The 24,454-nt window shown below is 66.8% G+C and carries 16 protein-coding genes; 12 read left to right on the top strand and 4 right to left on the bottom strand.

The genetic code is table 11. From position 1 onward, the window contains the following. The first annotated feature begins 104 nt into the window (after positions 1-104). On the top strand, positions 105-770 hold the full coding sequence (locus U1707_RS13255; RefSeq protein ID WP_332800557.1) for a response regulator transcription factor: 666 nt from the start codon (positions 105-107) through the stop codon (positions 768-770). After that, a complete protein-coding gene (locus U1707_RS13250) occupies positions 760-2,157 on the top strand; it encodes a sensor histidine kinase (protein ID WP_332800556.1) in 1,398 nt (465 codons plus the stop codon). Before U1707_RS13255 ends, U1707_RS13250 begins: the two co-directional genes overlap by 11 nt. Here the strand turns inward: U1707_RS13250 and U1707_RS13245 are convergent. Together U1707_RS13245 and U1707_RS13240 are read right to left on the bottom strand one after the other, a co-directional pair. After that, positions 2,149-5,148, bottom strand: a complete 3,000-nt coding sequence (locus U1707_RS13245) for a glycosyl hydrolase family 28-related protein (RefSeq protein ID WP_332800555.1) — start codon at positions 5,146-5,148, stop codon at positions 2,149-2,151. The two genes, U1707_RS13250 and U1707_RS13245, sit on opposite strands and share 9 nt — an antisense overlap. 94 nt (positions 5,149-5,242) lie before the next feature. Beyond that, on the bottom strand, positions 5,243-5,515 hold the full coding sequence (locus tag U1707_RS13240) for a helix-turn-helix domain-containing protein (RefSeq protein WP_332800554.1): 273 nt from the start codon (positions 5,513-5,515) through the stop codon (positions 5,243-5,245). 254 nt (positions 5,516-5,769) lie between these two features. Here U1707_RS13240 and U1707_RS13235 point away from each other — a divergent pair, with 254 nt between their 5' ends. Together U1707_RS13235 and U1707_RS13230 are read left to right on the top strand one after the other, a co-directional pair. Further along, complete coding sequence (locus tag U1707_RS13235; RefSeq protein WP_332800836.1) at positions 5,770-7,116, top strand: GntP family permease; 1,347 nt, start codon at positions 5,770-5,772, stop codon at positions 7,114-7,116. Positions 7,117-7,158: 42 nt separating this feature from the next. Next, entirely contained in the window at positions 7,159-7,836 is a 678-nt protein-coding gene (locus tag U1707_RS13230; RefSeq protein WP_332800553.1) for a FadR/GntR family transcriptional regulator, read from the top strand. Positions 7,837-7,856: 20 nt separating this feature from the next. Here U1707_RS13230 and U1707_RS13225 read toward each other — a convergent pair whose 3' ends face one another. Further along, positions 7,857-8,366, bottom strand: a complete 510-nt coding sequence (locus U1707_RS13225) for a gluconokinase (RefSeq protein ID WP_332800835.1) — start codon at positions 8,364-8,366, stop codon at positions 7,857-7,859. A gap of 215 nt (positions 8,367-8,581) precedes the next feature. Here U1707_RS13225 and U1707_RS13220 point away from each other — a divergent pair, with 215 nt between their 5' ends. From U1707_RS13220 to U1707_RS13185, 8 genes are all read left to right on the top strand, one after another. Then, complete coding sequence (locus U1707_RS13220) at positions 8,582-11,656, top strand: glycosyl hydrolase family 28-related protein (RefSeq protein ID WP_332800552.1); 3,075 nt, start codon at positions 8,582-8,584, stop codon at positions 11,654-11,656. 193 nt (positions 11,657-11,849) lie between these two features. After that, positions 11,850-14,828: a TonB-dependent receptor plug domain-containing protein gene (locus tag U1707_RS13215; protein ID WP_332800834.1), complete on the top strand. Its 2,979-nt coding sequence runs from the start codon at positions 11,850-11,852 to the stop codon at positions 14,826-14,828. Positions 14,829-14,999: 171 nt separating this feature from the next. Next, on the top strand, positions 15,000-15,506 hold the full coding sequence (locus tag U1707_RS13210) for an RNA polymerase sigma factor (RefSeq protein ID WP_332800551.1): 507 nt from the start codon (positions 15,000-15,002) through the stop codon (positions 15,504-15,506). A gap of 35 nt (positions 15,507-15,541) precedes the next feature. Next, positions 15,542-16,414: a FecR family protein gene (locus U1707_RS13205; RefSeq protein WP_332800550.1), complete on the top strand. Its 873-nt coding sequence runs from the start codon at positions 15,542-15,544 to the stop codon at positions 16,412-16,414. A gap of 111 nt (positions 16,415-16,525) precedes the next feature. Next, positions 16,526-19,426 (top strand): TonB-dependent receptor, encoded by a 2,901-nt coding sequence (locus tag U1707_RS13200; protein WP_443025699.1) that lies wholly within the window; start codon positions 16,526-16,528, stop codon positions 19,424-19,426. Beyond that, positions 19,426-20,706 (top strand): histidine-type phosphatase, encoded by a 1,281-nt coding sequence (locus U1707_RS13195; RefSeq protein ID WP_332800548.1) that lies wholly within the window; start codon positions 19,426-19,428, stop codon positions 20,704-20,706. Before U1707_RS13200 ends, U1707_RS13195 begins: the two co-directional genes overlap by 1 nt. A gap of 114 nt (positions 20,707-20,820) precedes the next feature. After that, positions 20,821-22,308, top strand: coding sequence for a CYTH and CHAD domain-containing protein (locus U1707_RS13190; protein WP_332800547.1), 1,488 nt, complete (start codon positions 20,821-20,823; stop codon positions 22,306-22,308). Between the two features lie 152 nt (positions 22,309-22,460). Beyond that, positions 22,461-22,685: a hypothetical protein gene (locus U1707_RS13185; RefSeq protein WP_332800546.1), complete on the top strand. Its 225-nt coding sequence runs from the start codon at positions 22,461-22,463 to the stop codon at positions 22,683-22,685. Positions 22,686-22,740: 55 nt separating this feature from the next. Here the strand turns inward: U1707_RS13185 and U1707_RS13180 are convergent, their stop codons facing one another. Next, complete coding sequence (locus tag U1707_RS13180; protein WP_332800545.1) at positions 22,741-24,438, bottom strand: methyl-accepting chemotaxis protein; 1,698 nt, start codon at positions 24,436-24,438, stop codon at positions 22,741-22,743. Positions 24,439-24,454: the final 16 nt, after the last annotated feature.

Below are 24,454 nucleotides of genomic sequence, written 5' to 3'. Positions count from 1 at the left end.
CTCTCCTCGCCTTCCGTCTCTGTGTTCGGATAGACTGCAGCGGTGGACTACGAAGCGAACCTGTCACCAACCTTTCACGCCGATCATGCGAAGGACGAGCCGTTGTGCGCATCCTGCTGATCGAGGACGACGCGGCATTGGCGCGCAGCATTGCGGCGTTGCTGCGCGCGGGCGGCAACGCGGTCGATCACGTCGCGACCGGCGAGGAGGCGTTGTCGGTGGTTGCCGGCGAACCCTATGCGCTCGTCATCCTCGACGTCGGGCTGCCGGGTATCGACGGCTTTTCGGTACTCGAAACCTTGCGCCGGCGCGGCGAGCGGGTACCCGTGCTGATGCTGACCGCGCGCGATGCGCTCGACGACCGGGTGCGCGGGCTCGATCTGGGGGCCGACGATTATCTGCGCAAACCGTTCGAGCCCGAGGAACTGGAGGCGCGTGTCCGAGCGCTGGGGCGGCGGCGAGGCGGCGATCCGCTACCGGTGCTCGTCGTCGGTACGCTTACGATCAATCGCTCGACCGGAGATGCGGACATCGCCGGTCGGGCGCTCGACCTGCGTCGGCGCGAGCGCGCCGTGCTCGAGACGCTCGCCACTCGAGCCGGCCGCGTGGTGCCCCGCGCGCTGCTGATCGGCGAGGTGTTCGGGTTCGACGAGCCGGTCGGCGACAATGCGATCGAGGTCCACGTCACCCGCCTGAGGACCAAGCTCGCGCCCGATGGCCCCGGTATCCGCACCGTCCGCGGGGTCGGCTACATGCTCGATGCCGGCTGAGACGCGGACTCCTGCGCTACGCACCCGCCTGCTGGTCGCGGTGCTCGGGCCGTTGCTGGCGGCGGCGATCCTGATCGGCGTGGTCGGTGCGACGCTGATCGCCGACGTCGTCCGTCGCACCAACGACCGCGTGCTCGGCGGTGCGCTCGGCGCGATCGCCGAGACGGTGCAGGTCGAACGCGGCGAGGTGACGCTCGATCTGCCGTCCGCAGCGTTCGGGATGCTGGAGAATACCGAACGCGACAACGTCTATTACCGCGTCGCCGTGGGGCCAGACCTGCTCACCGGTTATGCGGACTTGCCAGCCCCCGATCCCGCCACGCTCGACATCGACGTCCCGCGCTATCGCTTCGCGCGCTACCGCGGCCAGCAAATCCGCATCGCCGAAGTCCGCCGCTCGCTCCCCCGGATCGACCAGCCCGTGATCGTCCAGATCGCCGAAACGCTCGACAACCGCGGCGCGCTCACCCGCCGGCTGATGCTCGCGCTGCTGATCGGCGAATGCGTCCTCGTCGGTGCCGCCGCGCTGTTGCTGCGCCCGGCGCTAGGTTGGAGTCTCCGCCCGCTCGCCCGCCTCCGGGGCGCGATCGAGGCACGCGACGAGCGGGCGCGCCCCGATTTCTCCCCGCTCGACACGGGCCCCCTTCCCCGCGAGCTTCGCCCGCTCGCCGGCGCATTCGACCGCTTGCTGGCGCAGCTCGACGCCGCGACCGTCGGCGTCCGCCGCTTTACCGCCGACGCCTCGCACCAGATGCGCACGCCGCTGTCGGTGCTGAAAGTCCAGGTCGCGCTCGCTAGGCGCGGCTCCGACGCCGAACGCCGCGAAGCGCTTAACGAGATCGCCGATGCGGTCACGCGACTCGAGCGCCTGGTAACGCAGCTTCTCGCGCTGGCCCGCGCCGAGGAGGCGGGCGTGTCCGCGCCACTCGAGGCGGTCGACCTGCACGAGGTCGCCGCCGCGGTCATCACCCGCCGGATCAACCAGGCGATCGAGGCCGGCGTCGACCTGACGCTCGATACCGAAGGCGACGCGCGTCACGTCGTGTCGGGTCACCGCACGCTGATCTTCGAGATCCTGTCGAACCTGATCGACAACGGAATCCGCTACAACGCGGTCGGCGGCACGGTATCGGTCAAGTTGGTGACGTCAGCCTCCGACACTGCGGTGGTTGTCGCGGACGACGGCCCCGGTATCCCGCCCGCCTCCCGCGACACGGTGTTCGGCCGGTTCGTCCGCCTCGGCGGTATCGCGAGTCCGGAGGGAAGCGGGCTCGGCCTAGCGATCGTCCGATCGGCCGCGGCCCGGTTGAACGCGACGATCGGCTTCGGCGACGCGGAGCGCGGCACCACACTCATCCTGCGGTTCCCCCGCGTGCCGTCAGAGTGACACGCCGTACAGCGCGTGGTGCGCGAGGATGAACAGCGTGCGCCCGTCACTACCGCCGATCACCAGCTGGAGCGGCCGTTCGGGAACGTCGATCCTGCGCAGCAACGTGCCGGCCGGATCGTAGACGAACACCTGCCCGTTCGCGACGTAGAGATTGCCCGCCGCATCGCGCGCGACGCTCTCGCCGCCACGATCGGCGGCGACCTTGAGATCGGTGACGCGACCCTGATCGCCGACGAGGCCCGAATAGGTGCGGCCTTCCGACGCGTTGGTCAGCACGACCCGCTCGCCGCGCTTCGCCGCGACGAACCCGTTCGCATCGAGCGTGTCCGACCAGCGCCACCCCTGATGATCGTCCGACCCCTGGTTCCACACGCGGAAAGCAGGCAGCGACAGCGACCCGTCGGGCGAGACATATTCCTGCGGCTTGGCCTCGCCCATCTTCTTCGTGAAGAAATCCGTCATGGTCGGGAATTGATAGGTCGTCGGATCGATCCGGTCGGCAAACTCGCCGTTCGCCCAGACGTTGACGGGCAGCACGGTCATCGTGCCGGCCGCGGCGCTAACCGGCGTCGGCGCGATCACCTTAACCTCCGCCGGCTTGGCGGGATCGATGCTATAGACGGTGCCGTCGCGCCCGGCCGAGGACAGCACGAGCAGGTCGCCGGAGCGATCGACCGCCAGATTGACCGCGTCGAGCGGTGCTTCCGCGACGATCGACAGGCCCTCGCTCTTCGACCAGCCGTGGATTCGCTGGAACTGGCGATCGATGAAGTACAATTTGCCCTTCACATCGACCGCGCCGCCGGCGATCGAATAGAATCCGTCGGCGAGCTTCTCGACGCCCGGCGATACCGGCACCGCCGATGCCGTCGCGGCGGCAGTCGGCGCAGGCGGAACGTCGAGCTTGGCGAATTCGAGTTCGCGGACCTCCTGCTGGCGGGTCATGTCCTTGATGCTGTTTTCGAACGGAAATTTGCTCGCGCGCAGATACGTGCCGCAGCCCTTCGCATCGCAGCTCGCAAACCCGCTTTCGGCGTTCACATGGACGTTGCGGAAGCGGATATCGCCCGAATTGTAGAGCTTCACCGCCGCGTCCATCGGCTTGATCGAGCGCGTGACGCGATAGCCGTGATAATTGGCGAACACGATGTTGCGCGAGTTGCGGATCTCGGTCGAGATCGCGTTGACGCCGTCGCGCACCTCCTGCTCGGTCTGCGGCGCGAGGAACTCCCAGTTCTCGACATGATCGAGGACGATTTCCGCACGGTAGTGATGCTCAGCCGACAGTTCGTAGACATGGCCCGGCGTCTTGGTGTTCGACACATAGAACCCGGCAGACGCGAGCGTGCTCGGCGACCACAATGCCGCAAAGGTGCCGCCGCCGCCATCGGTGACCCAGATGCTCGGATACTGGCCGTCGAAGCGCGCCCGCGGATCGCCGAAGCCGATCGGACTGCCCTTGGTCAGCACTGTCCCGCCGCCGCCCTGGATCTTCACGTCGTTGACCATCGACGCTTCGCCCGCCTTCCAGAGCAGCGCGGTGGCACGCGGGTTCACGCCGCCGGTCCACAAACCCAGACCCGAGACGATCGCATTGCCGCCCTTCGCGCTCTGTAGCAGCGCCTTCGGACCGCCGACGCCCATGTAGGCGGGCGTCTCGTCGGGCAAGTACAGATGCGTTAGGCTTGGATGGAGTGCGATCAGCACGCTGTCGGGCCGCAGCCTGATCGTATCGGTGACGCGGTAGCGACCGACCGGGAGATACACCACGCGGTGCGTGTCGATTGCGCGCTGCAACGCCGCGGTGTCGTCGGTCGTGTCGTCGCCCTTGACGCCCAGATCGTGGACGTTCGCCCAGTCGCGCACCGGCGGCAGTGCGGCGATCGCCGGCTTGCGCCGCGCCGGCAGGCGGGCGAGCGGTGCCACGACGATGTCGGTCGCATAGGCACCGATCGTGCCAAGTCCGGCCAGCTTCAGCCCGTAGGAGAAATCGCTGACCCGGTAGCGCGGTCCCGCCCCGGCCACGGTCTTGCCGCTGTCGCGAAACCGCGCGAAGGTCGGCGTGTTCACGGCGACCGCATTGTCGAACCCGATCTGCGTGAAGACGCTGGTTTCGTTCGACACGACGACGCCGGCCTTCGCGACGTTCTCGAAGCGGACGTCCTTGCCGTACAGCGAATCCGAATAGCCGCGGTCAATCTCGATCCCGACCGGCGTGTCGCGGATCACGACGTTGACCAGAGTCAGGTCGACCTCGTGCTCGCGGATCGCGGCATCGCGCTGGCCCTGGAAGTCGGAGTCGATCAACGTGAACTGCCAGGCGGGCGATGTCTTCTCCGACAGGATGCCGTATCGGCCGCCGAAGAACTTCAGATCCTCGAACTCGTTGCCCGCCTGATAGACGCCGGCGAGGCCCGAGCCGATGTGAAAATCGACGTGCCGCAGATACCCATGCTGCGCGACGCGGAACCGCACCGCGACCGCGCCGGCATTGCCCGCGCCGATCCGGAAATCGACGTTCGACAATGCGGAATAGAAGGTGCTAGAGGTCGCATCGAAGATCGCGGGATCGAACGGTACGCTGGTGCGGGGCGGGACCGGCGCCTTGCCGACGCGGTACTGGTCCTCGCCGGTGAACGCGATCATCGCCGCGACGCCCGATCCGAAGCCCGCGCTGTTGTCGCCGAGCACGATCTCCGGCCGGGTCGGACCGACGCCGAATATCCGGACGGCGGAGCGCACGAAGATCGTGCGACTGATCCGGTAGCGCCCCGACGGCAGGAACACGACCCCGCCATGCCCGCCTGCCGCAGCCGCATCGATAGCCTGCTGAATAGCGACGCTGTCATCGGCGCGACCATCGCCGACCGCCTTGACGGTGATCGCGCGCGGATCGGCGGGCGCGGTAAGATAGACCGAGGTCGTCTTTGCCGAGGCCGGCGTCGAAAGCAGTAGCACCGCGGCGCCAAGCAGCCATCTCGCGTCCATCGTCCGTCTCCCGTGAATGTGGTAGCCCCGTCCTATCGCCCGCAACGCTATCGTTCAGGCGCGACGAAGGTCGTATTCGATCAGCCGGGAACGATCAGGCCGCCTGCAAGACCAGGCTGTGCGCGACGATCGCGACCTGAGTCCGGTTGCGGACGTTCAGCTTGCGCATCAGCGCGGTCATGTGTGCCTTCACGGTCGCCTCGGCGATGCCGAGGTCGTACGCGATCTGTTTGTTGAGTAATCCGGAATGGACGCCGTGCAGCACTTTGATCTGCGTCGGCGTGAGCTGTGCCGCGATCGGGCCGGCTGGCACGATCGAGGCGCGCGTCTGACGGGTTTGCGCGACGGTCTGGGTGGTCCCCTGCATGGTCATCCTCCTCCTGTTTCGGCCCGTGGGTGCGATCCATTTACTGGATTCGGTTGGACAGGTTTGCTGTATGCGCCCCAGATTTATGCCCAATCAAGCCTTTTCTGTTGGCAGTGCGCAAAAACCTGTCCTACAGCTAGGACAATATCGGCAGGCGAGAAACGTCGCCGGATCGAACGGGGAGCGATGATGAAGGCGCAAGCACCGGACCGACAGGCATCGTGTCGCGACCCCGCCCCGATCGGTGCGGCCCGATGATCGGCGCCGATCTGAGGCTGGTGATCGCCGCGCTGTCCGGCATCCTGCTTGCCGTGCTGATGATCGTCAAAGGACGCCTTCACCCGTTTATCGGCCTGTTGTGCGGCGCGTTCACGGTAGGCTTGCTGGCCGGACTTCCCCTCCCCGACGTTGCCAAGGCGGTGCAGAAGGGCGTCGGCGACATCATCGGCGGCACCGGGCTGGTCGTCGCACTCGGCCTGTCGCTGGGCGCGATGCTGCACCTGTCCGGCGCGGCCGCATCACTAGCGAAAGGCGCGCTGCAACTGACGGGCGTGCGCGCCGCGCCCTGGGCGACGCTAGGGATCGCGATCGTCGTCGGCCTGCCGTTGTTCTTCGAAACCGGCCTCGTCCTGCTGCTGCCGATCGTCGTCGCCGCCGCGGAGGAGATGTCCGGCAAGGACGGTGCCGACCGCGATGCCGCCAAGCTGCGGCTGATCATGCCCGCGCTCGCCGGCCTGGGCGTAGTGCATGCCCTGGTCCCGCCACATCCAGGGCCATTGCTCGCGGTCGAGGCGCTCGGCGCCAATCTCGGCCGGACAATGCTGTACGGCATCCTGATCGCGATCCCGACCGCGGTGATCGCCGGCCCGCTGCTGGCGAAGTTCACGACGCGGGGTGTGCGGCTCGTGTCGCCGGTTCTGCGAGACACCGGTCTTGCGATCGCGCCGCCGCCGCGGATGCTGTCGCTGCTGATCGTCCTGCTCCCCGTCCTGATGATCGCGACCGGTGAACTCGGCCAGATGATACCGTCGCTGAAGGGCGCAGCCGGGCTGGTCGCCGCGAGCAATCCGGTTGTCGCGTTGCTGCTGACCAACCTGATCGCACTGCCCCTGCTGTTCGGCCGGCGCCTGCGCGAGGTCGCGATCCAGGATGCGGTGTGGCACGAGACGATGGGCGCGGCGGGCGCGATCCTGCTCGCGATCGGCGCGGGCGGCGCGTTGAAGCAGGTGCTGGTGACGGCCGGCCTGTCCGACCTGCTCGCACGGACCGTCCTGATGTACGCGATCTCGCCGCTGCTACTGGGCTGGCTGGTCGCCGTCGCGATCCGGCTCGCGGCAGGCTCGGCGACGGTCGCGACGATCACCGCAGTCGGCATCATGCCGGGCGTGGTCGCGAGTTCGGGCGTGTCGCCGGAACTGGTCGTACTGGCGATCGGCGCCGGCTCGGTGTTCTTCAGCCACGTCAACGACCCGGGCTTCTGGTTGGTGAAGAGCTATGTCGGCACCAGCACCGCCGATACGTTCCGGACCTGGTCGTTGCTCGAAACCGCGATCTCGGTGGTCGGTCTCGTCCTCGTGATGGCACTCAGCTATGTCGTGTGACCGTCCGCGACCGACGCTCGGAACGGTTTCGGACCGACGATCGTGACCGAGGAACGGCTGGCCGATCGCGCCTATACGGCGATCGTTCGGATCATCACCGACGACGACCTCGCGATCGGCGACCGGCTGCCGTCGGAATCGCATCTCGCGGCGACGTTCGGCATGTCGCGGACGATCGTGCGCGAGGCGCTGGCACGGCTGGCGTCCGACGGCATCACCCAGGCGCGCCGCGGCGCGGGCTCCTACGTCAAGCGGCGGCCGTCCGAGCGGCTGGGCTCGCACATGCCGATGGATGCGCTCGCGACGACGCTCGGCACCTACGAGGTGCGGTTCGTGCTGGAGGCGGAGGCGGCACGGCTGGCGGCGATGCGGCGATCGCATCACCAGCTCGACGCGATTGAGCGCGCGCTGGAGGCGTTGCGGAGCGCGCTGCTGTCGAACGCGTCGGCGCATGACGAGGACTGGCAGCTCCACCGCGCGATCGCCGAGGCAACCGGCAATGCGGCGTTCCTGCCGGTGTTCGATCACCTTCAGGACGAAGTGATGCGGATCCTGCGCGCGGGCGTCGACATCTCCCGGTCGCGACCCCCGGAAGTGATCGGCGCGATGATGGAAGAACATGATGCGATCGTCGAGGCGATCCGCGCGCAGGACGCCGATGGTGCTGCCTTGGCGATGCGCTGGCATCTGTCGCAGGGCCGCAAGCGACTGATGCCGTGACCAGTTCCCCTTTTGGGAACTTATCGCGACGGAAACTGCGTCTCCAGCCAGGCCAGCGCCTCCCGGCTCAACGTCTCGGGGGTATGTGCGGCGTCCAGCGTGATCGCGCGCTCACAGGCGGACGGTCGCTCGAGCGTGGCCAACTGGCTGTCGAGCAGCGTAGCCGGCATGTAATGGCCGGTGCGGGTGGCAAGACGGCGGGCGATCTCCTCTGGTGCCGTGTCGAGCAACACGAAGGCGAGCGGCACCGCGGAAGCCTGCGACAATCGCTCGCGGTAACTGCGCTTGAGCGCGGAACAGGCCGAAACCGCGATTCCGTCCCGTGCGGTCTCATTTTGGGCAGCCACCCCAAGCGCAGCGCCGAGCCGGTCGAGCCACGGCCAACGATCGGCATCGTCGAGCGGATGTCCGGATTGCATCTTGGCAACGTTCGCCGCGGAATGGAAATCGTCGCCTTCGAGCAACGGGCTGTGCAGGTGCCGTGCGAGCAGCGCCGCGAGCGTCGACTTGCCGCTGCCGCTGACGCCCATGACGACGATTCCGTACGGGCTTCTGGGGTTCACGCGATCAGCCACCGGCGGTCGATTTCCTCTGCAACGACCAAGTGGCCGCGTGTCGATACGCCGCTATCGATCAGATGTTCCGGATTGGCCATTACGACCTTTGTCGCAATCGTCGTCGCCAACGCGGCGGACTATCGCTTCCCGTACAGCGGGAACCGGCCCTCATCGAAGGACGCACAGTCATGACCGCCAGATTCACGACCGGTTTCGCAGCGATACTGCTGGTCGGAACGTCCGCCCCGGCCCTCGCCTCGACCTCGGTATTCGCCACCGCGCCCGTCGATCCGCGCGCGATCACCGTGTCCGCACGCGGCGACGGTATCACCGACGACAGCATGGCGATCCAGCGTGCGATCGATGCGGCCGCCGCCGCGTCGAAGAACACCGGCGCGGGCGGCATCGTCTTCCTCCCCGCCGGTCGCTACCGGATCACGCGCACGCTCTACATGCGGCCGGGCGTCCGGATGTTCGGGGTCGGCAGGACCCGCCCGGTAATCTTGCTCGCGCCTTCGACTCCCGGCTTCCAGCGCGGCGTCGGCAGCATGGTCTTCTTCACCGGCACCCCCGCCGCGACTGCGGGAGCACCACCGCCGCCCCCCGTACCCGTGCCGCCGCCGACCAGCGTGCCCTTCGACCCGGCGATCGCGGATGCCAATTCGGGCACCTTCTACACCGCGCTGTCGAACGTCGATTTCGAGATCGGCGAGGGCAATCCCGCGGCGACCGCAGTCCGCTTCCACGCGGCGCAGCATGCCTATCTCAGCCATATCGACTTTCGCCTGGGATCGGCGCTGGCGGGAATCTACCAGGTCGGCAACCTCGGCCAGGACCTGAAGTTCTTCGGCGGCCGCTACGGGATCCTGACCGAGAAGACCTCGCCGGCGTGGCAGTTCACGTTGCTCGATTCGGTCTTCGAGGGTCAGCGCGACGCGGCGATCCGCGAGCACGAGGCCGGGCTGACGCTGGTCAACACCGTGATCCGCAACGTGCCGGTCGGGATCGAGATCGATCGCGGCTATGGCGACTGGCTGTGGGGCAAGGACGTCCGGTTCGAAAACGTCGCCAAGGCCGGCATCGTCATCAGCAACGAGGGCAATGCCTATACGCAGATCGGCTTCGACAACGCAGTCGGGCAGAATACGCCGACCTTCGCGCGCTTCCGCGACAGCGGCCGGGCGGTCGCCGGCCCCGCAGCACGCTACCGCGTCCGCGCCTTCACCTACGGCCTGACCCTTCCCGCGCTCGGCACCACGGGCAGCTTCGCGACGCGGATGGATGCGACGCCGCTGTCCAAGCTCGACCGTCCGCGCGACGCCGCGATCCGCCCGCTGCCGCCTGTATCGGCCTGGGCCAACGTCCGCGATCTCGGTGTACGCGGCGACGATGCGACCGACGACTCCGCCGCGATTCAGCGGGCGATCGACGGCCACCGCGTGCTGTATTTCCCCGCCGGGTTCTACCGAGTCACCGACACGCTGAAGCTGCGCGCGGACAGCGTCCTGATCGGCCTCCACCCGAGCCTGACGCAGATCGTCCTCGCCGAGAACAGCCCGGCGTATCGTGGTGTCGGTAGCCCGCGCGCGCTGATCGAAAGCGCGAAGGGCGGCGCCGCGATCGTCTCGGGGCTCGGGCTGTTCACCGGCGGTAGCAACCCGCGCGCGACCGCGCTGCTGTGGCGCGCGGGCGAGCATTCGCTGGTCGACGACGTGAAGTTCCAGGGCGGCCACGGTACCTTTGCCGCCGATGGCAGCCGCTTCGATCCCTACAACGCGACGCACACCGCCGACATCGATCCGGCCAAGCGCTGGGACGGGCAATATGCGAGCCTGTGGGTGACGGACGGCGGCGGCGGGACGTTCAACGGACTATGGACGCCCAACACCTACGCCGCGTCCGGGCTCCACGTGTCGAACACCAGCACGCCGGGGTATGTCTACCAGATGTCGGCGGAGCATCACCGCCGCGCGGAAATCGTCCTGGACGGCGTGCGCAACTGGCAGTTCCTCGCGCCGCAGACCGAAGAGGAAGCCGGTGAGAGCCGGGCGACCGTCGCGCTAGAAGTCCGCAATTCGCGCGATATCCTGTTCGCCAATCTCCACGCCTACCGGGTGACGCGGTCGCTGGAGGCGGCACGCGCGGCGGTGACGCTGTACGGCTCGACCGACATCCGGTTCCGCAACGTCCACGTCAACGCCGAAAGCGGCTTTTCGACCTGCGACGCAAACGGCTGCGGCACGTATCTGCGCGCCAGCAAATATCCGTACGAAAATGCCATTCTCGACCGAACGCGCGGCACCGAAATGCGCGAGCGCGAGTTCGCGGTCCTGGACGTCACCGACACGCCGAATCCTTCCCCTGCCACCCCCGCTACCGACGCCCCCCCCGCCCCCGCCTCGCTCGCGCCGGTGAAGCAGGTTGCGGACGGCTTCTACTCGCTCGGCGGCGGCGCGGTGGACGCCGCGGGAAAACTGTATTTCGTCGACCGTCAGTTCCAGCGGATTCACGGCTGGTCGGAGAAGGACGGGCTGTCGATCGTCGCCGATGCGCCGCTCGATCCCGTCAACCTGGCGGTCGACCGGTCGGGCACGCTGATGGTGCTGTCGTCCGCAGGGCCGGCAGGCACGGTCTATGCGATCAAGCCGGACGCACCGCAGGACGCCCGGGTCATCGCGCCGACGCCGGGCGCCGCGCGTACCGGTAACGCGGTCGCCCTGCCCGGCAGCATCTGGAACAACGGCGAATTTCGCGACCAATATGATGCAGCGACCGACCATTTCACGACTCTGGCCGAAATGTTCGCGCGCGACTCCGCGGTCGCCAAGCCGATGGAATATGTCTCGCCCGACGGCAGCCTGGTACTCCCGGCATACCGCGTGTGGCAGCAGGGCCCGGCGAACCATCTCGGCTGGCGCTTCTCCGACACCCTCGACACGTACGGTTTTGTAAAGGGCCGCGTCGGCGAACGCGTCCACATCGTCAACGGATCCGAGGATACGACATATAGCGGGATGCTGGGCCGCGGCGGTGCGATCACCGACCTGAAGCGGTTCGCATCGCGCGGCGGCGAGAGCGTGGCGACCGGCCCGGACGGGCGCGTCTACGTCGCCAACGGCCAAGTGTTCGTCTACGCGGGCGATGGTCGCGAACTGGGTCGCATCGACATCCCCGAACGGCCGCTGCAGCTCCTGTTCGGCGGCGTCGACGGACGGACGCTGTTCATCCTCACGCACCACGCGCTCTACACCGCCCGCCCCTGATCCGGGTTCGGGCGGAGTGCGACGATGGTCGTAGATGCCCCGCGGATAGGCATGCGGTAGAACAAGGCGACGGATCGAGATCCGCCCGAGCCGAAACACGGCCGGTGCGATGCGCAAGAAAAGGGGATGGATGATGGAATTGGTCACGCACGACCGCCGCTCCGGCAAAGGCCTGTTCGGTAACGCCGCCAGCATGGCGGTTCTTGCAACCGCGCTGCTGTGTGCGCCGGCGATCGCGCAGGTCGCGCCGCCTGCTTCGAGCGCGACCGATACTCCCGCCGCTACGCCTCAATCGCCGCCCCAGTCACTGGCGCCGTCGCTGCCGGCCGATGCCGCGGATTCCGATCGGTCAGCCGCACCGGCGGGCGACATCGTCGTCACCGGCACCCGCATCACCTCCAGCGGGTTCAATGCCCCTACCCCGACCACGGTGATCGGCGAGGAACAGATCCTCAAGAACGCGCAACCGAACATCTTCACCACGGTCGCGCAGCTGCCGTCGCTTCAGGGCTCGACCGGGGCCACCACGGGCACGTTCAGCACGTCGAGCGGATCGCAGGGCCTGAGTTCGTTCTCGCTCCGCGGGCTCGGCACGATCCGCACGCTGACGCTGCTCGACGGCCAGCGCGTGGTCGGCGCGAACGTCACCGGCGTGCCGGACATCAGCCAGTTCCCGCAATTGCTGATCAAGCGCGTCGACATCGTCACCGGCGGTGCCTCCGCGTCCTACGGATCGGACGCGGTCGGCGGCGTCATCAACTTCATCACCGATACGCGCTTCACCGGGTTCAAGGGCAATATCCAGACCGGCGTCACCACCTATGGCGACGACGGCCAGGTGCTGGTCCAGGCCGCGGTCGGCAAGAGCTTCGCGGACGACAAGCTCCACGTCATCCTCAGCGGCGAATATTCGAATGAAGAGGGCGTCGGCCCCGGCAATTTCGGCGAGGACCTCGCCGGCAGCCGCGACTGGTACCGCGCCACCACGCTGGTCGACACCGGCATCCGTAACAACGGCTCGCCGCAGTTCCTCTACCGCGATCACGGCCAGGCGTATCAATACACCAAATACGGATTGATCAGCGCCGGCCCTCTGCAGGGCACCGCGTTCGACGCCAACGGCCAGCCCTTCCAGTTCAATTATGGCTCGAACGGCGTCCCCGCAAAGAACGCGGCCGGCAACGTCAACGGCTGTTATGTCGGGTTCTGCGTCGGCGGTGACCAGTCGGGGCATGTCGGATCGGGCACGTCGCTGCAATCCGGGCTGCAACGCCTCAACGGCTACACGCGGATCGGCTACGACTTCGCACCCGACAACGAGGTCTATTTCACCGCCAACATCGCGCAGGTGAAATCCGACAACCAGCCCAACCCCGGCGCATCGAAGACCGGGCTGACCATCCAGTGCGCCAACCCGTATCTGCCCGCTTCGATCGCCGCCGCGTGCGGCGCCAACGGCATCACCAATTTCCAATACGGCCTGAGCAACGCGATCCTGCCGAACATCCAGGTCAACACCGACCGGCGGCAGTACCGCTTCGTCGGCGGGGTGAAGGGCAAGGCGAAGATCCTGGGGACACAATGGACCTATGATGCCTCGTACGAGCATGGCATCAACACCACCGACATCCGCGTCGACAACATGAGCCTTACCGGACGCTACAACCAAGCGATCAACGCGGTCCGCCTGAACGGCGAGATCGTCTGCGCCAACGCGGCCGCGCGCGCCAGCGGATGCCAGCCGATCAACATCTTCGGCGGTGCGACGCCCTCGGCCGCGGCACTGGCCTACATCGTTCCGGCGACAGGGCCGTTCCAGCACACCAAGCAGACTCAGGACGCCGCCGCCGTCAGCATCTCGGGCGAGCCGCTGACGCTGTGGGCAGGTCCGCTCGCGATCGCGGCGGGTGCCGAATACCGCCGCGAATTCTACCGCGTAAATGCCGATCCCTATGGCGCGGGCGTGTCCGACATCAGCCCGAACTCGACTTTGTACCCAGCCGATCCGTCGCTGCTACCCGCCGGCAACAACTGGTATGCGGGCAATTACAAGAACGGCTCGGGCAAGTACAACGTGGTCGAGGGTTTCCTCGAGCTGAACCTGCCGATCCTCAATTCGGATACGCTGGGCCGTGCGAACGTGAACGCGGCCGGACGCGCGACGCGTTATTCGACGTCGGGCAACGTGTATGCATGGAAGGTCGGCGGCACCTGGGAAACCCCGCTTGACGGCTTCCGCCTGCGCGGCGTCACGTCGCGCGACGTTCGCGCACCGAACCTGTCGGAACTGTTCGCCGCGCCGACGACCACGACCGTGCCGAACTTCACCGACCCGTTCCGCAATACGCAGGTTCTGATCATCCAGAACACGATCGGCAATTCGGCGCTACGCCCGGAAATCGCGCGCAGCACAGAGGCCGGCATCGTGCTCGCGCGGCCGAAATGGGCGCCAGGGCTCAGCCTGTCATTCGACTATTACACGATCAAGCTGAACGACGTCGTCTCCAGCCTGACCGCGGCGCAGATCGTCAACCTGTGTTTCCAGGGCAATACGGAAACCTGCGACAGCTTCAATCTGCAGAACACGGCAGGGCCCAATTTCGTCAACGTCCAGTCGTTCAATCTCGCATCGATCAAGACCAACGGCTTCGATATCGAGGCCAGTTATCAGTGGCGCCGGCCGCTCGGCATGGCGGGCAATCTGACCATGCGTGCGCTCGCCACGCACGTCATCAAGTTCGTCACCGATCCGGGCCTGCCCGGCACCATCCCGGTCGACACTGCCGGTGCGAATTCCGGTGCGACCCCCAACTGGAAATGGCTCGCGACGCAGAGCTACGACACTGACCAGTTCAGCCTCACGCTGCAACAGCGTTGGTTCAGCGACGGGGTGATCGGCAATCAGTATGTCGTCTGCTCGGCGGGCAATTGCCCGACATCGACCGCTAACAATCCGACGATCGACTACAACAAGATGAAGGGCGCGTTCTACTTCGATGTCGGGGGCGCGGTGAACGTCACCAAGCAGGTCAGCATGTTCTTCAAGGTCGACAACCTGTTCGACCATGATCCCGAGCCCTCGCCGCAGACCAACACCGGGCTCGACGTGAACCCGGCACTCTACGACACGCTCGGCCGCTTCTACCGCATCGGCGTCCGCGCACGGTTCTGAAGACGGGACTAGGCCGCAGTCGGCGTAATTGGCGCCGACTGCGGCACCGCGTCACGAACGCGCCGTATCCGAGGAAATGCCGAGAAATAGGCTCGAGACCGCACTCGATGTCATCGATCCGACCTTGCCGCGTCATCAAACTGTACCCGCACCACCATAGCGGGTGGGTGGATGACGACGTCCAACCTCACGACGACCGATGCCGGAGCAAGTCGCCTGTGGGCGGGCTGGTCGCGGTTGAGGGCGCAGGTCGAGCGAATGACGCGACGGGCGGATGGCGAGGACCTGCTGCACGATGCCTATGTCAGCATGGCGGGGCTGGCGAACGCACCGCGCAACGACGAGGCGTTCCTGGTCCACGCCGCGGTCAACCGGGGTCGCGATGCGTTCCGGCGGGAGGCGGTGCGCGGGGCGTGCGAACCGGCCGAGGCGATCGACTGGCTGCGCGATCCCGCACCGATCCAGGACGAGGTGATGATCGCCAAGGCGCGATTGGCGCGGGTCCGCGAGGGTATCGACCGGCTGACTCCCCGGACCCGCGAGATTTTTCTGATGCAGCGGCTCGACGGGTATAAATACCGCGAGATTGCCGAGCGGCTGGACATCAGCCAGGGCGCGGTCGAGAAGCACATGGCCAAGGCGATGACCTTCTTGGCCGATTGGACGGAGGGTTGGTGAGTTTCGCGATGCCCGGCCGCCGTTCGCCAGAGAGTTTGAAAACTAACAGAACGGCTGCCGAGTGGATCGCGCGGCTCAATGCCGACGACGCGACGCCGCGCGACGCGGCGGACTTCCGGCGCTGGCTCGCCGCGAACCCCGATCATGCGGAACGGTTCGAGCACGCCACCGATCTGTGGGACATGGTGCCGGGGACTGCGCCGTCGCGGGCGCCGGTGACGCGGCGCCGGGCGATCGCCGGGCTCGTGGCGCTGACCGCGACGACGGCGGCGGGCACGTTTGCGTTCCAGGCGGCCTATGCGGCAACGCCCTACGAGACGGGGATCGGCGAACAGCGGCGGATCGGGTTGCAGGACGGCTCGTCGCTGCTGCTCGATGCGGCGACCCGCGTCCGCGTGATCGCAACGCCCGAGCGGCGGCGGCTCTGGCTCGCGCGCGGTCGGGTCGACCTGACCGTGGCGCCGCTGACGACCCCGTTCACGATCGACGCAGGCGGCGGTGACATGACCGCGGCGGCAGGCCGGTTCGACCTGCGCCGCGACCGCGACGACCGGGTGGCGGTGACCGCGATCGAGGGCAGCGCGGCGGTGACGACGACCGGCGCAGCGCGGCGGCTGACCGGTGGCGAGCGCTTGGCCAATGGCCGGATCGATCGTCCCGACCTTGCCGCGACGCAGGCCTGGACCAGCGGGCGTGCGGCGTTCCATGACGATACGCTGGCGACGGTCGCCGAGGAGGCGAACCGCTACAGCGCGACGCGGCTGGTGATCGCCGACCCGGCGGCGGCCGAATTGCGCGTCAGTGGGATGTACCGGATGGGCGACAATGTCGCGCTGGGCCGGTCGCTCGCGAGCCTACTCGCGTTGCGGGTGCGGACGATGGAGGGCGCGGTCTTGCTCGGCGGATAAATTTCGCCGCAGTTCGCCGCAATTCGCCGTGGGGTGGGGGTGGGGTAGATCGATCCTCGCCCGTCGGGGAGGTGCGGCATCATCGCCGCCTTCCTTGGGGGGATGAACACCGTGATCACCAATCGCCGGCGCCTGCGCCGATCGCTCGTGCTGGGCGCCGCCTTTGCCGCGCTGTCGACCGCCTTTCTCGCCACCGCCGCGACCGCGCAGGCGCGCGTAACCGTGCATCTCGCCGCGCAGCCGCTCGGCAAGGCGCTCGAAGCCCTCGCCCGCCAGAGCGGCACCGACATCCTGTTCACGCCCACCGCTGTCGCCGGCATCACCGCCCCCGCGCTCAACGGCACGATGGCCCCGCAGGCTGCGGTCGAGCGCCTGATTAGCGGCACGCGGCTCACCGTGCGTCGCGAAGCCAATGGCGCGCTGCTCGTCTCGGGTGCGATCATCAGTTCCGCGCCGCAAGCCGCCGTACCCGACGCACCGCAGGATGATGCCGCCGAGATCGTCGTCACCGGCTATGCCAGCAGCCTGACCACCGCGCTCGCGCAGAAGCGCAAGGCGACCAACGTCATCGACGTCGTCAAGGCCGAGGACATCGGCAAGTTCCCCGCGCAGAACATCGCCGAGGCGCTCCAGCGCGTCCCCGGTGTCTCGATCGTCCGCGATCGCGGCGAGGGCGTGTTCGTCCGCATCCGCGGGCTCGGCGCGAATTTCCAGGTGGTGACGCTCAACGATCGCTCGGTCGCGGTGAACGAGAACGTCCGCGACAGCGGCCAGAGCGGCCGCCAGTTCCGCTTCGACACGCTGCCGTCCGAACTCATGTCCGCGGTCGAGGTGATCAAGAGCCCGCGCGCTAGCCTGGACGAAGGCGGCATCGGCGGGACGATCAACCTGCGCACCTTCCGCCCGCTCGACCTGAAGAAGCCGGTACTGTCGCTGTCCGCCACCGCCAGTTCGCCGCGGCTTGCCGATACGGTCGACCCGCGCCTCTCGGGGATGGCGAGCTGGGCGAGCCTGGACGGTAAATTCGGCGCTCTGATCGCGGGCGTGTATGACGAGCGGACCACGCGTCAGGACCGCATCACCGGCGTCGGCTGGGCCGACGGCAAGATCGATACCGACGGCAACGGCTCGCTCGACAGCGACACGATCCTGATCCCCACCGCGATCCGCCCCACGCTCGAACGCGAGAAGCGCGATCGTATCGGTATCAACGGCGCGGTGCAGTGGAAGCCCGACGACCGGTTCGAGCTGAACGTCGACGGGCTGTGGAGCCGGCTGAACGTCGCCTATGACGAGCTGACCTATTCGGCGGCGGACGGATCGGGCCTGCCGCGCGGGATCGTGCCGGGTAGCGCGGTGATCGAGAACGGCGTGCTGACCGGCGCGACGACGACCGCCTCGACCACGCAGATCGGTCGCGAGACGTCCGTGCTGCAATATAAGAACTGGCTGGTCGGCACGAACGCCCGGTGGCAGGCGGACGGCTGGACGATCGCCGCGGATGGCAGCATCGGCCAGGCCTATTCGAACACGCCGGAGCCGATCTATCGCACCCGCCTGCTCGGTACGGTCGGCGCAACGACGTTCGACTTCGCCAAGGCGGGTGACCGGCTGCCCAACGTGACGCTGCTGAACGCAGACCTGTCGAACCCGGCGCTGCTGCCGGGGCGGCGGATCGAATACCGCGTCAACGACTCCAAGGACCGCGAGCGCGCCGCCAAGCTCGACATCACGCGCGACCTAAGCGGCGTCTTCAGCGCGCTGCATGCGGGTGCGAAATATCAGAAGCGGACGCGCGCCTATAATCGCCGCGATATCAACTTCACGAGCGGCATCGCGGGCAAGTATTTCGACGCGAGCTATTTCGTGCCGTTCCCGGTCGACGACTTCTTGGGTGGTGCCAAGGGCGACCTGCCCACGACCTGGGCGATACCCGATCCCGCCAAGTTCCTCGCCGCCGCCACCGGCAAGGAGGCCTTGCTCGCCGCCCCGCTCGCGCGCGGCGATCTGCGCAACAGCTATGCGATCGGCGAGGAGATCCTCGCGGGCTACGGTATGGCCGACTTCGCGTTCCCGATCGGCGGCATCGCCGTGCGCGGTGACATCGGCGTGCGCTATGCCCGGACGCGCCAGACCTCGTCGGGCTATGCCGACGACGGCAAGGTCGCGTTGCCGGTCAGCTACGAGAAGACCTACGACAATTTCCTCCCCTCGCTCAATCTGGTCGCCGAGTTCACCCCCAAATTGCAGGCGCGCTTCGCCGCCTCCAAGGTGATCACCCGGCCGTCGCTCGCCGATCTGGCGCCGCGCCTGACGATCAATTCGAGCCCGACCGTCCTCACCGCGGTCGGCGGCAATCCCGAATTGAAGCCGTTCGAGGCGTGGCAATATGACGGCACGGTCGAATGGTATTTCGCACCCGGCAGCGCCTTGGTCGGCGGCGTATTCTACAAGGACATCACGACCTTCGTGTTCCAGCAGACGCGCGACTTCGTCCTCGACGGGCAGACCTATCGCCTGACCGCGCCTAAGAACGGCGGCGACGCCTATGTCGCGGGCGTGGAGATCGCCTATCAGCAGCTCTTCAAGATGCTGCCAGCGCCGTTCGATGGGCTGGGTGCGCAGGCGAACTACACGCACACCACCAGCGGCGGCACCTATGCGCTGGCGACCGGCGGCACGTTCCGCGACGCGCTGGTCGACGTCGCCAAGGACAGCTTCAACCTGACCGCCTTCTACGAGAAGAACCGCGTGGGTGCCCGCGCAAGCTACAGCTGGCGCGGCAAGGTGCTGCGCGACGTCGGCGGGGCGGGGCTTGCCGCCAACAACGACAGCGCGTTCGGCAGCCTCGATTTCGACATGTCGTACAAGGTCACGCCGAACGTCACCTTCGTCGTGCAGGGGATGAACGTCGCCGGCGGCGTCCAGTGGCAGTATGTCCGCGACAACCAGTTCGCGGGCTACACCGATTACGGGCGGACGTTCACGGCGGGCGTCAGGGCTAAGTTCTGATGCGGGTCGCACCGCTCGCAGCCGGCTTCGCTTTGGTCGTCTCGACCATCGCGGGGCCGGTTGCCGCGCAGACCCCGCCACCTCAAGCGCAAGACAAGCTCGAACGCGTGGTCATCGTCATGCGGCATGGCGTTCGCAGCGCGATGTCGAGCCCCGAAGACCTCGGCCGCTACAGCCGCCGCGCATGGCCGCGGTTCGCGGTGCCGCCGGGCTATCTGACCGCCAACGGCGCGACACTCGTGACGATGCTCGGCGGCTGGTATCGCGCGCATTACCGACGGCTGGGGCTGCTCGGCGCAAACGACTGCGCGGTGTATTACTGGGCGAACCATACGCAGCGGACCGAGGCAACCGCGACCGCCCTCGCCGCCGGCCTGACGCCGGGATGCAGCGCGACGATCCACCAGTCCGCCGCGGCCCCCGATCCGCTGTTCGAGGCACCGCAGACACCGCTCGCCCCGCTAGATCCGCAACGGATGCTGGCGGCGCTATCGGCCCGCGTAGACGGCAACCTTGCCGCATGGGACGCGCGGCAGGGGCCCGATCGCGACCGGTTCGAGGCGCTGTTGCTGCAATGTCGCCGCATCCCCTGCTCGTCGATCGAGCGAACGAAAGTGCAGCGCCGACTCGGCGACACGCCTGTCGCGATGCGGATCGACGCCAGCGGCAAGCCCGACCTGACGTCCCCCAGCCTGCAGGTCGCCGGGATCGCCGAGAGCCTTGTGATGGCCTATACCGACGGGCTCGCCTTCCCCGGATGGAGCGGGATCGACGCGGCGACGATCGGCAAGGCGCTCGTCGTGCACGGTGCCGGCATCGACCTGCGCACCCGCACCCCAGAGGTCGGACGCCAGACCAGCAGCTATCTTGCGATGCGGTTGCTCGCCACGCTCCAGCGCGGGGCCGGCACGACCGCGCTTGCCGACCCAATCGGTGACGCGGAGAAGATCGTCGTCCTCAGCGGCCACGACGGCACGGTGACGATGCTCGCGGGGCTGATGGGACTAAACTGGAAACTGCGCGACTATGGCGCGGGCGAAGCCGCACCCGGTGGTGGGCTGGTATTCGAGGTCTGGCGTCTCGCCACGACCGGTCAGTCGATCGTCCGTGTTCGCTATGTGGCACAAGGGCTGGACCAGATGCGCTACCACGTTCCCCTGACGGCGGACGCACCGCCCGAAAGCGTCGCCATCCCAGTTCCCGGCTGCGGCGACGCCTGTCCGCTATCCGCGTTCGCTGCGGACTTCGTGCACAGAGTAACGGCGGTCACGCCGCGCTGACAGAGCGCCGATCAGTCGGCTCATCTTCGTTTTAAACAAGGTAAGGCGGACGCGACTACATCAGGATCAATGTCGGCGACTGGATCGATACGCCGGGTCGACGATTGTCTTTCCATGAGCACCGGGTCCACACATACGCCATCATCCGCTCTCGAACACGACGAGATCGAACTGAAACTAGAAATTGATCCTGAGAGCATGGATCGGTTCGCCGCAACCGAGATGCTTTCGGGGCTTACCCCCAAGATCATCCATCAGGTATCGACCTATTTCGACACGCCCGATCAGGATCTCCGCGCGGCAGGGCTGTCACTGCGCGTCCGGACCGCTGGCGGACGACATGTCCAGACGATCAAGGCCGGCGGCGGCGCGGCGGCCGGTCTGTTTGCCCGACCGGAATGGGAACATGACGTAGCCGGCCTCGAGCCGGACATACGGCTCGGTTCGCCGATCTATGCGCTGGTCGGGCATGAAACGCTCGCGAAGATCAAGCCGGCGTTCACCGTCACGATCACGCGCAGGCAATGGGTGATCGAACATGATGGCGGGACGGTCGAGCTCGTCGCCGATACGGGGTCCATCACCGCGATCGACCGCGTAACACCGATCTCTGAACTCGAACTGGAGTTGAAAGGCGGCTCTCCGACCGCGATCTTCGCGCTGGCCAACACGCTGGGTGAAGCGATACCGCTTCGGCTCGGCGTCCTTACCAAAGCAGAACGGGGATATCGCCTGATCGGCCCGGCAACGCTGGACGCGGTCAATGCCGAGCGCCTGGAACTGGCGGCGGACACAACTACGGCAGAGGCTTTCGCGCAGATTGCCGGAACTTGTTTGCGGCACTTCCGTCTGAACGAGACCATCCTTCGACGCGGTCCCGACCCCGAGGCTTTGCATCAGACCCGGGTCGCCTTACGACGACTGCGGTCGGCGCTGTCGATCTTCAAACAAGTCGTTGCCGATGACCGCTTTCCACATCTCGCGAGCGAACTCAAATGGCTGGCCGGTTCGCTCGGTCCTGCGCGCGATCTGGATGTCCTTCGCGCGCGCCTCGGAAGCGCAGTGAATGAAAAGCTCATAGCGGCGCACGCGGACGCCTATACGGCCGCATTGGATGCCCTGGATTCGCAGCGTACACGCGATCTGATGATCGCGCTGGTAGAATGGACCGCTCTGGGTACGTGGAGGGTACAACCCGCAGATCCGGAAACGGTAAACGCGCCCGTCGCGCTTTTTGCCGATGCGGTAATCGGCGCATTGCGCCGCCGGATGAAGCGACGCGGCCATGATCTCGACCATCTCGACGATGAAGCCCGTCATCGGATCCGGATCATCGCCAAGAAACTGCGCTACGCCACGGGCTTCTTCCAAAGCTTGTACACGCGAAAACCGGACCGTCGACGGTTCAAGACCTTCACGCGGCACCTCGAAGCATTGCAGGATCATCTTGGCATATTGAACGATCTGGCGACTGCGCCCGCCTTGATGGAGCGGTTTGGTCTGGATCAGGAAGCGTCGCTGCCTTCCGCCGAGCGCCAGCAGATATTGTCGGATGCTACCGAAGCCTATGAACGGCTGATCGCTGCCAAGCGGTTCTGGTAATGCGCTGGATACGCGGTCGTCGCCGGGTGACCCCCTGATAGGCCGCGACGAAAAGTGCCAAACTGATCGTGGACATCAACAATCGTGCCGCCTGTCATTCCGACGCCATCAAACCCGACTAGGCGAAACATCCGTAGTAGAGAGTATCTCAGATGCTTAGCGCCTGTTCGCTCGTTCCCGATCAGTTGGTCGATTGCATGTCGACCGGTCGGTCTCCGACCGCAGCGGACCTCGACGACGTCGCGGCCCGCATGTGGCGCGAGGGTGCGCGCACTCGCTCCGCGTTTTCCTGGGGCGAACTGTCCCCCACGGCGGCGGACCGCATCCTCGCGATGCGATCCGCAGCCCTTGCGCTGGAGGGCAGCGATCCACGCTGAACCGTGATCCTGCGACGCTGCAGCAAAACACTCCGTAAAGCGTCAGCCCATAGCGTCAGGCGACGTGGAGTTGCGCGAAGAAGCGCGACAGGGCGGCATCGATCGATGACGCGCCATCCTCCACCAACCGTGAATCCGTACGAACCTTCGCAGCCATACCGGCGGTATTTTTTGTCGCGGTAGATACATCCACGACTAGGCGCCCGATCAGGTCCAGATCCGACGCAGTACCATCGACGTTGCGACTGATGACCTGACCGCTCTGCGCTTGTTCGCCGATGCTCGACGCCAGATCGTCCGTGCCACGCGCCATATCCTCCACCATCGCCCGAATGTTCAACAGGCCGGCATAGGATGTCTCGGTGCCGCGTTGCATGCCGGCGATCTGCTCGGCGATCGCACTCGTGGCTTCTGCGGTCTGTGTCGCCAACGACTTCACTTCGTCGGCAACGACTGCGAACCCATTGCCGACTTCGCCGACGCGGGCCGCCTCGATCGCGGCGTTCAACGCGAGCAGTTTGGTGCGGGCGGCGATGCTGGTGATCAGCCCGACGATCGCGCCGATCGCGCGCGCGTCATCCTGGACGTTCGTCATATCCTGCGCGAGGCGTGCCGCACAGTCCGCCGCCTTCGCGCTCAGATCGGCAGACTGCCGCGTACTCTGGCTCGATTGGCCGATCGCCCCCATGAACTGGGTCGTGGCGGCCGCGATATCCGTCGCACCGTCGATCGCGCGCCGCACCGCCACGCCGACACTGCCCAGTTCTCCGGTCGCGCCGATCGAATGGTCCTCCAGATCCCCGGACGTCGTCGACAATTGGCTGGCCGCACCGCGAAGCCCGGCAAGGACATCCGCTATCTCGCCCTCCAGCGTGGTCGCCGCCTGACTGACGATGCGGTCTCGTTCGGCCTCGGCAGTCTGGGTCGTGCGCCGGGCAGCGTCGATCTGTCGCTCGCGCTGCACCTCGGCCAACCGTTGCCGGCTATTCTCGGCCTCCAGGCGCCCGCGCTCGACGACTGAATCTCGGAAGACTTCGATCGCCCGCGACATCCGGCCAATCTCGTCACGCCGATCGCCGTGCGGTGTGCGGCCTTCCGCGTTCCCGCCAGCGATGACCGCCATCGTCCGCTCGATATCCAGCAACGGGTGGACGATGGTCCGCTGGACGATCAGCACCGTGCCATATGCCGCCAGCGAGAACAGGATGATGCTGGCCGCGATGCTGATCGCGACCTCCTGCAGCTCGAGATCGTGTGCGGTGCGGAACAGGCGCTCGACCTTGGCTTCCTGACGGGCGATCAGCGTATCGGCGATTCGCGAGGCCTCTCGCTCGTTTGGACGAACGTCGCCGCGAAAGATTGCCCAGGCTCGGCTCTGGCTACCCTTGGTGGCGGCATCGGCGACGATCGCCAACCGGCTGAGGACGACGATCTGGCTGCGTATGTAGGAGCTTCGCGCAGTCAACCTGGCGCCTGGGTTCCGCACCAGCCGGGCAAGCTGCGTGCGCATCTGAACCGACCGTTCCGAGAACTTGCCGTGGATGATCGCGAGTTCGCGGGGATCGCGTTCGAGCAACAGGTTCAGCGCATCGCGCTGGAGCGAGCGGCTGAGCGAGCGCGCCTCGATCAGGTGGATCCGCACGATCTGGCCGGCGTTCGCCGCGTCGCGCGCCGTCTGGACGCGGTTTCGGGTACCAAGGCCGATCAGGCCCAGCAGGCACACCAGCCCCAACATGATGGCGACCGGGACCATCAGTCGTGCCACCATG

It is taken from the genome of Sphingomonas sandaracina (assembly GCF_036663695.1).
Taxonomy (GTDB): Bacteria; Pseudomonadota; Alphaproteobacteria; order Sphingomonadales; family Sphingomonadaceae; genus Sphingomonas.
Note: the sequence above shows the minus strand (reverse complement) of the source record. Positions and strands in the feature narration are given on the sequence as shown.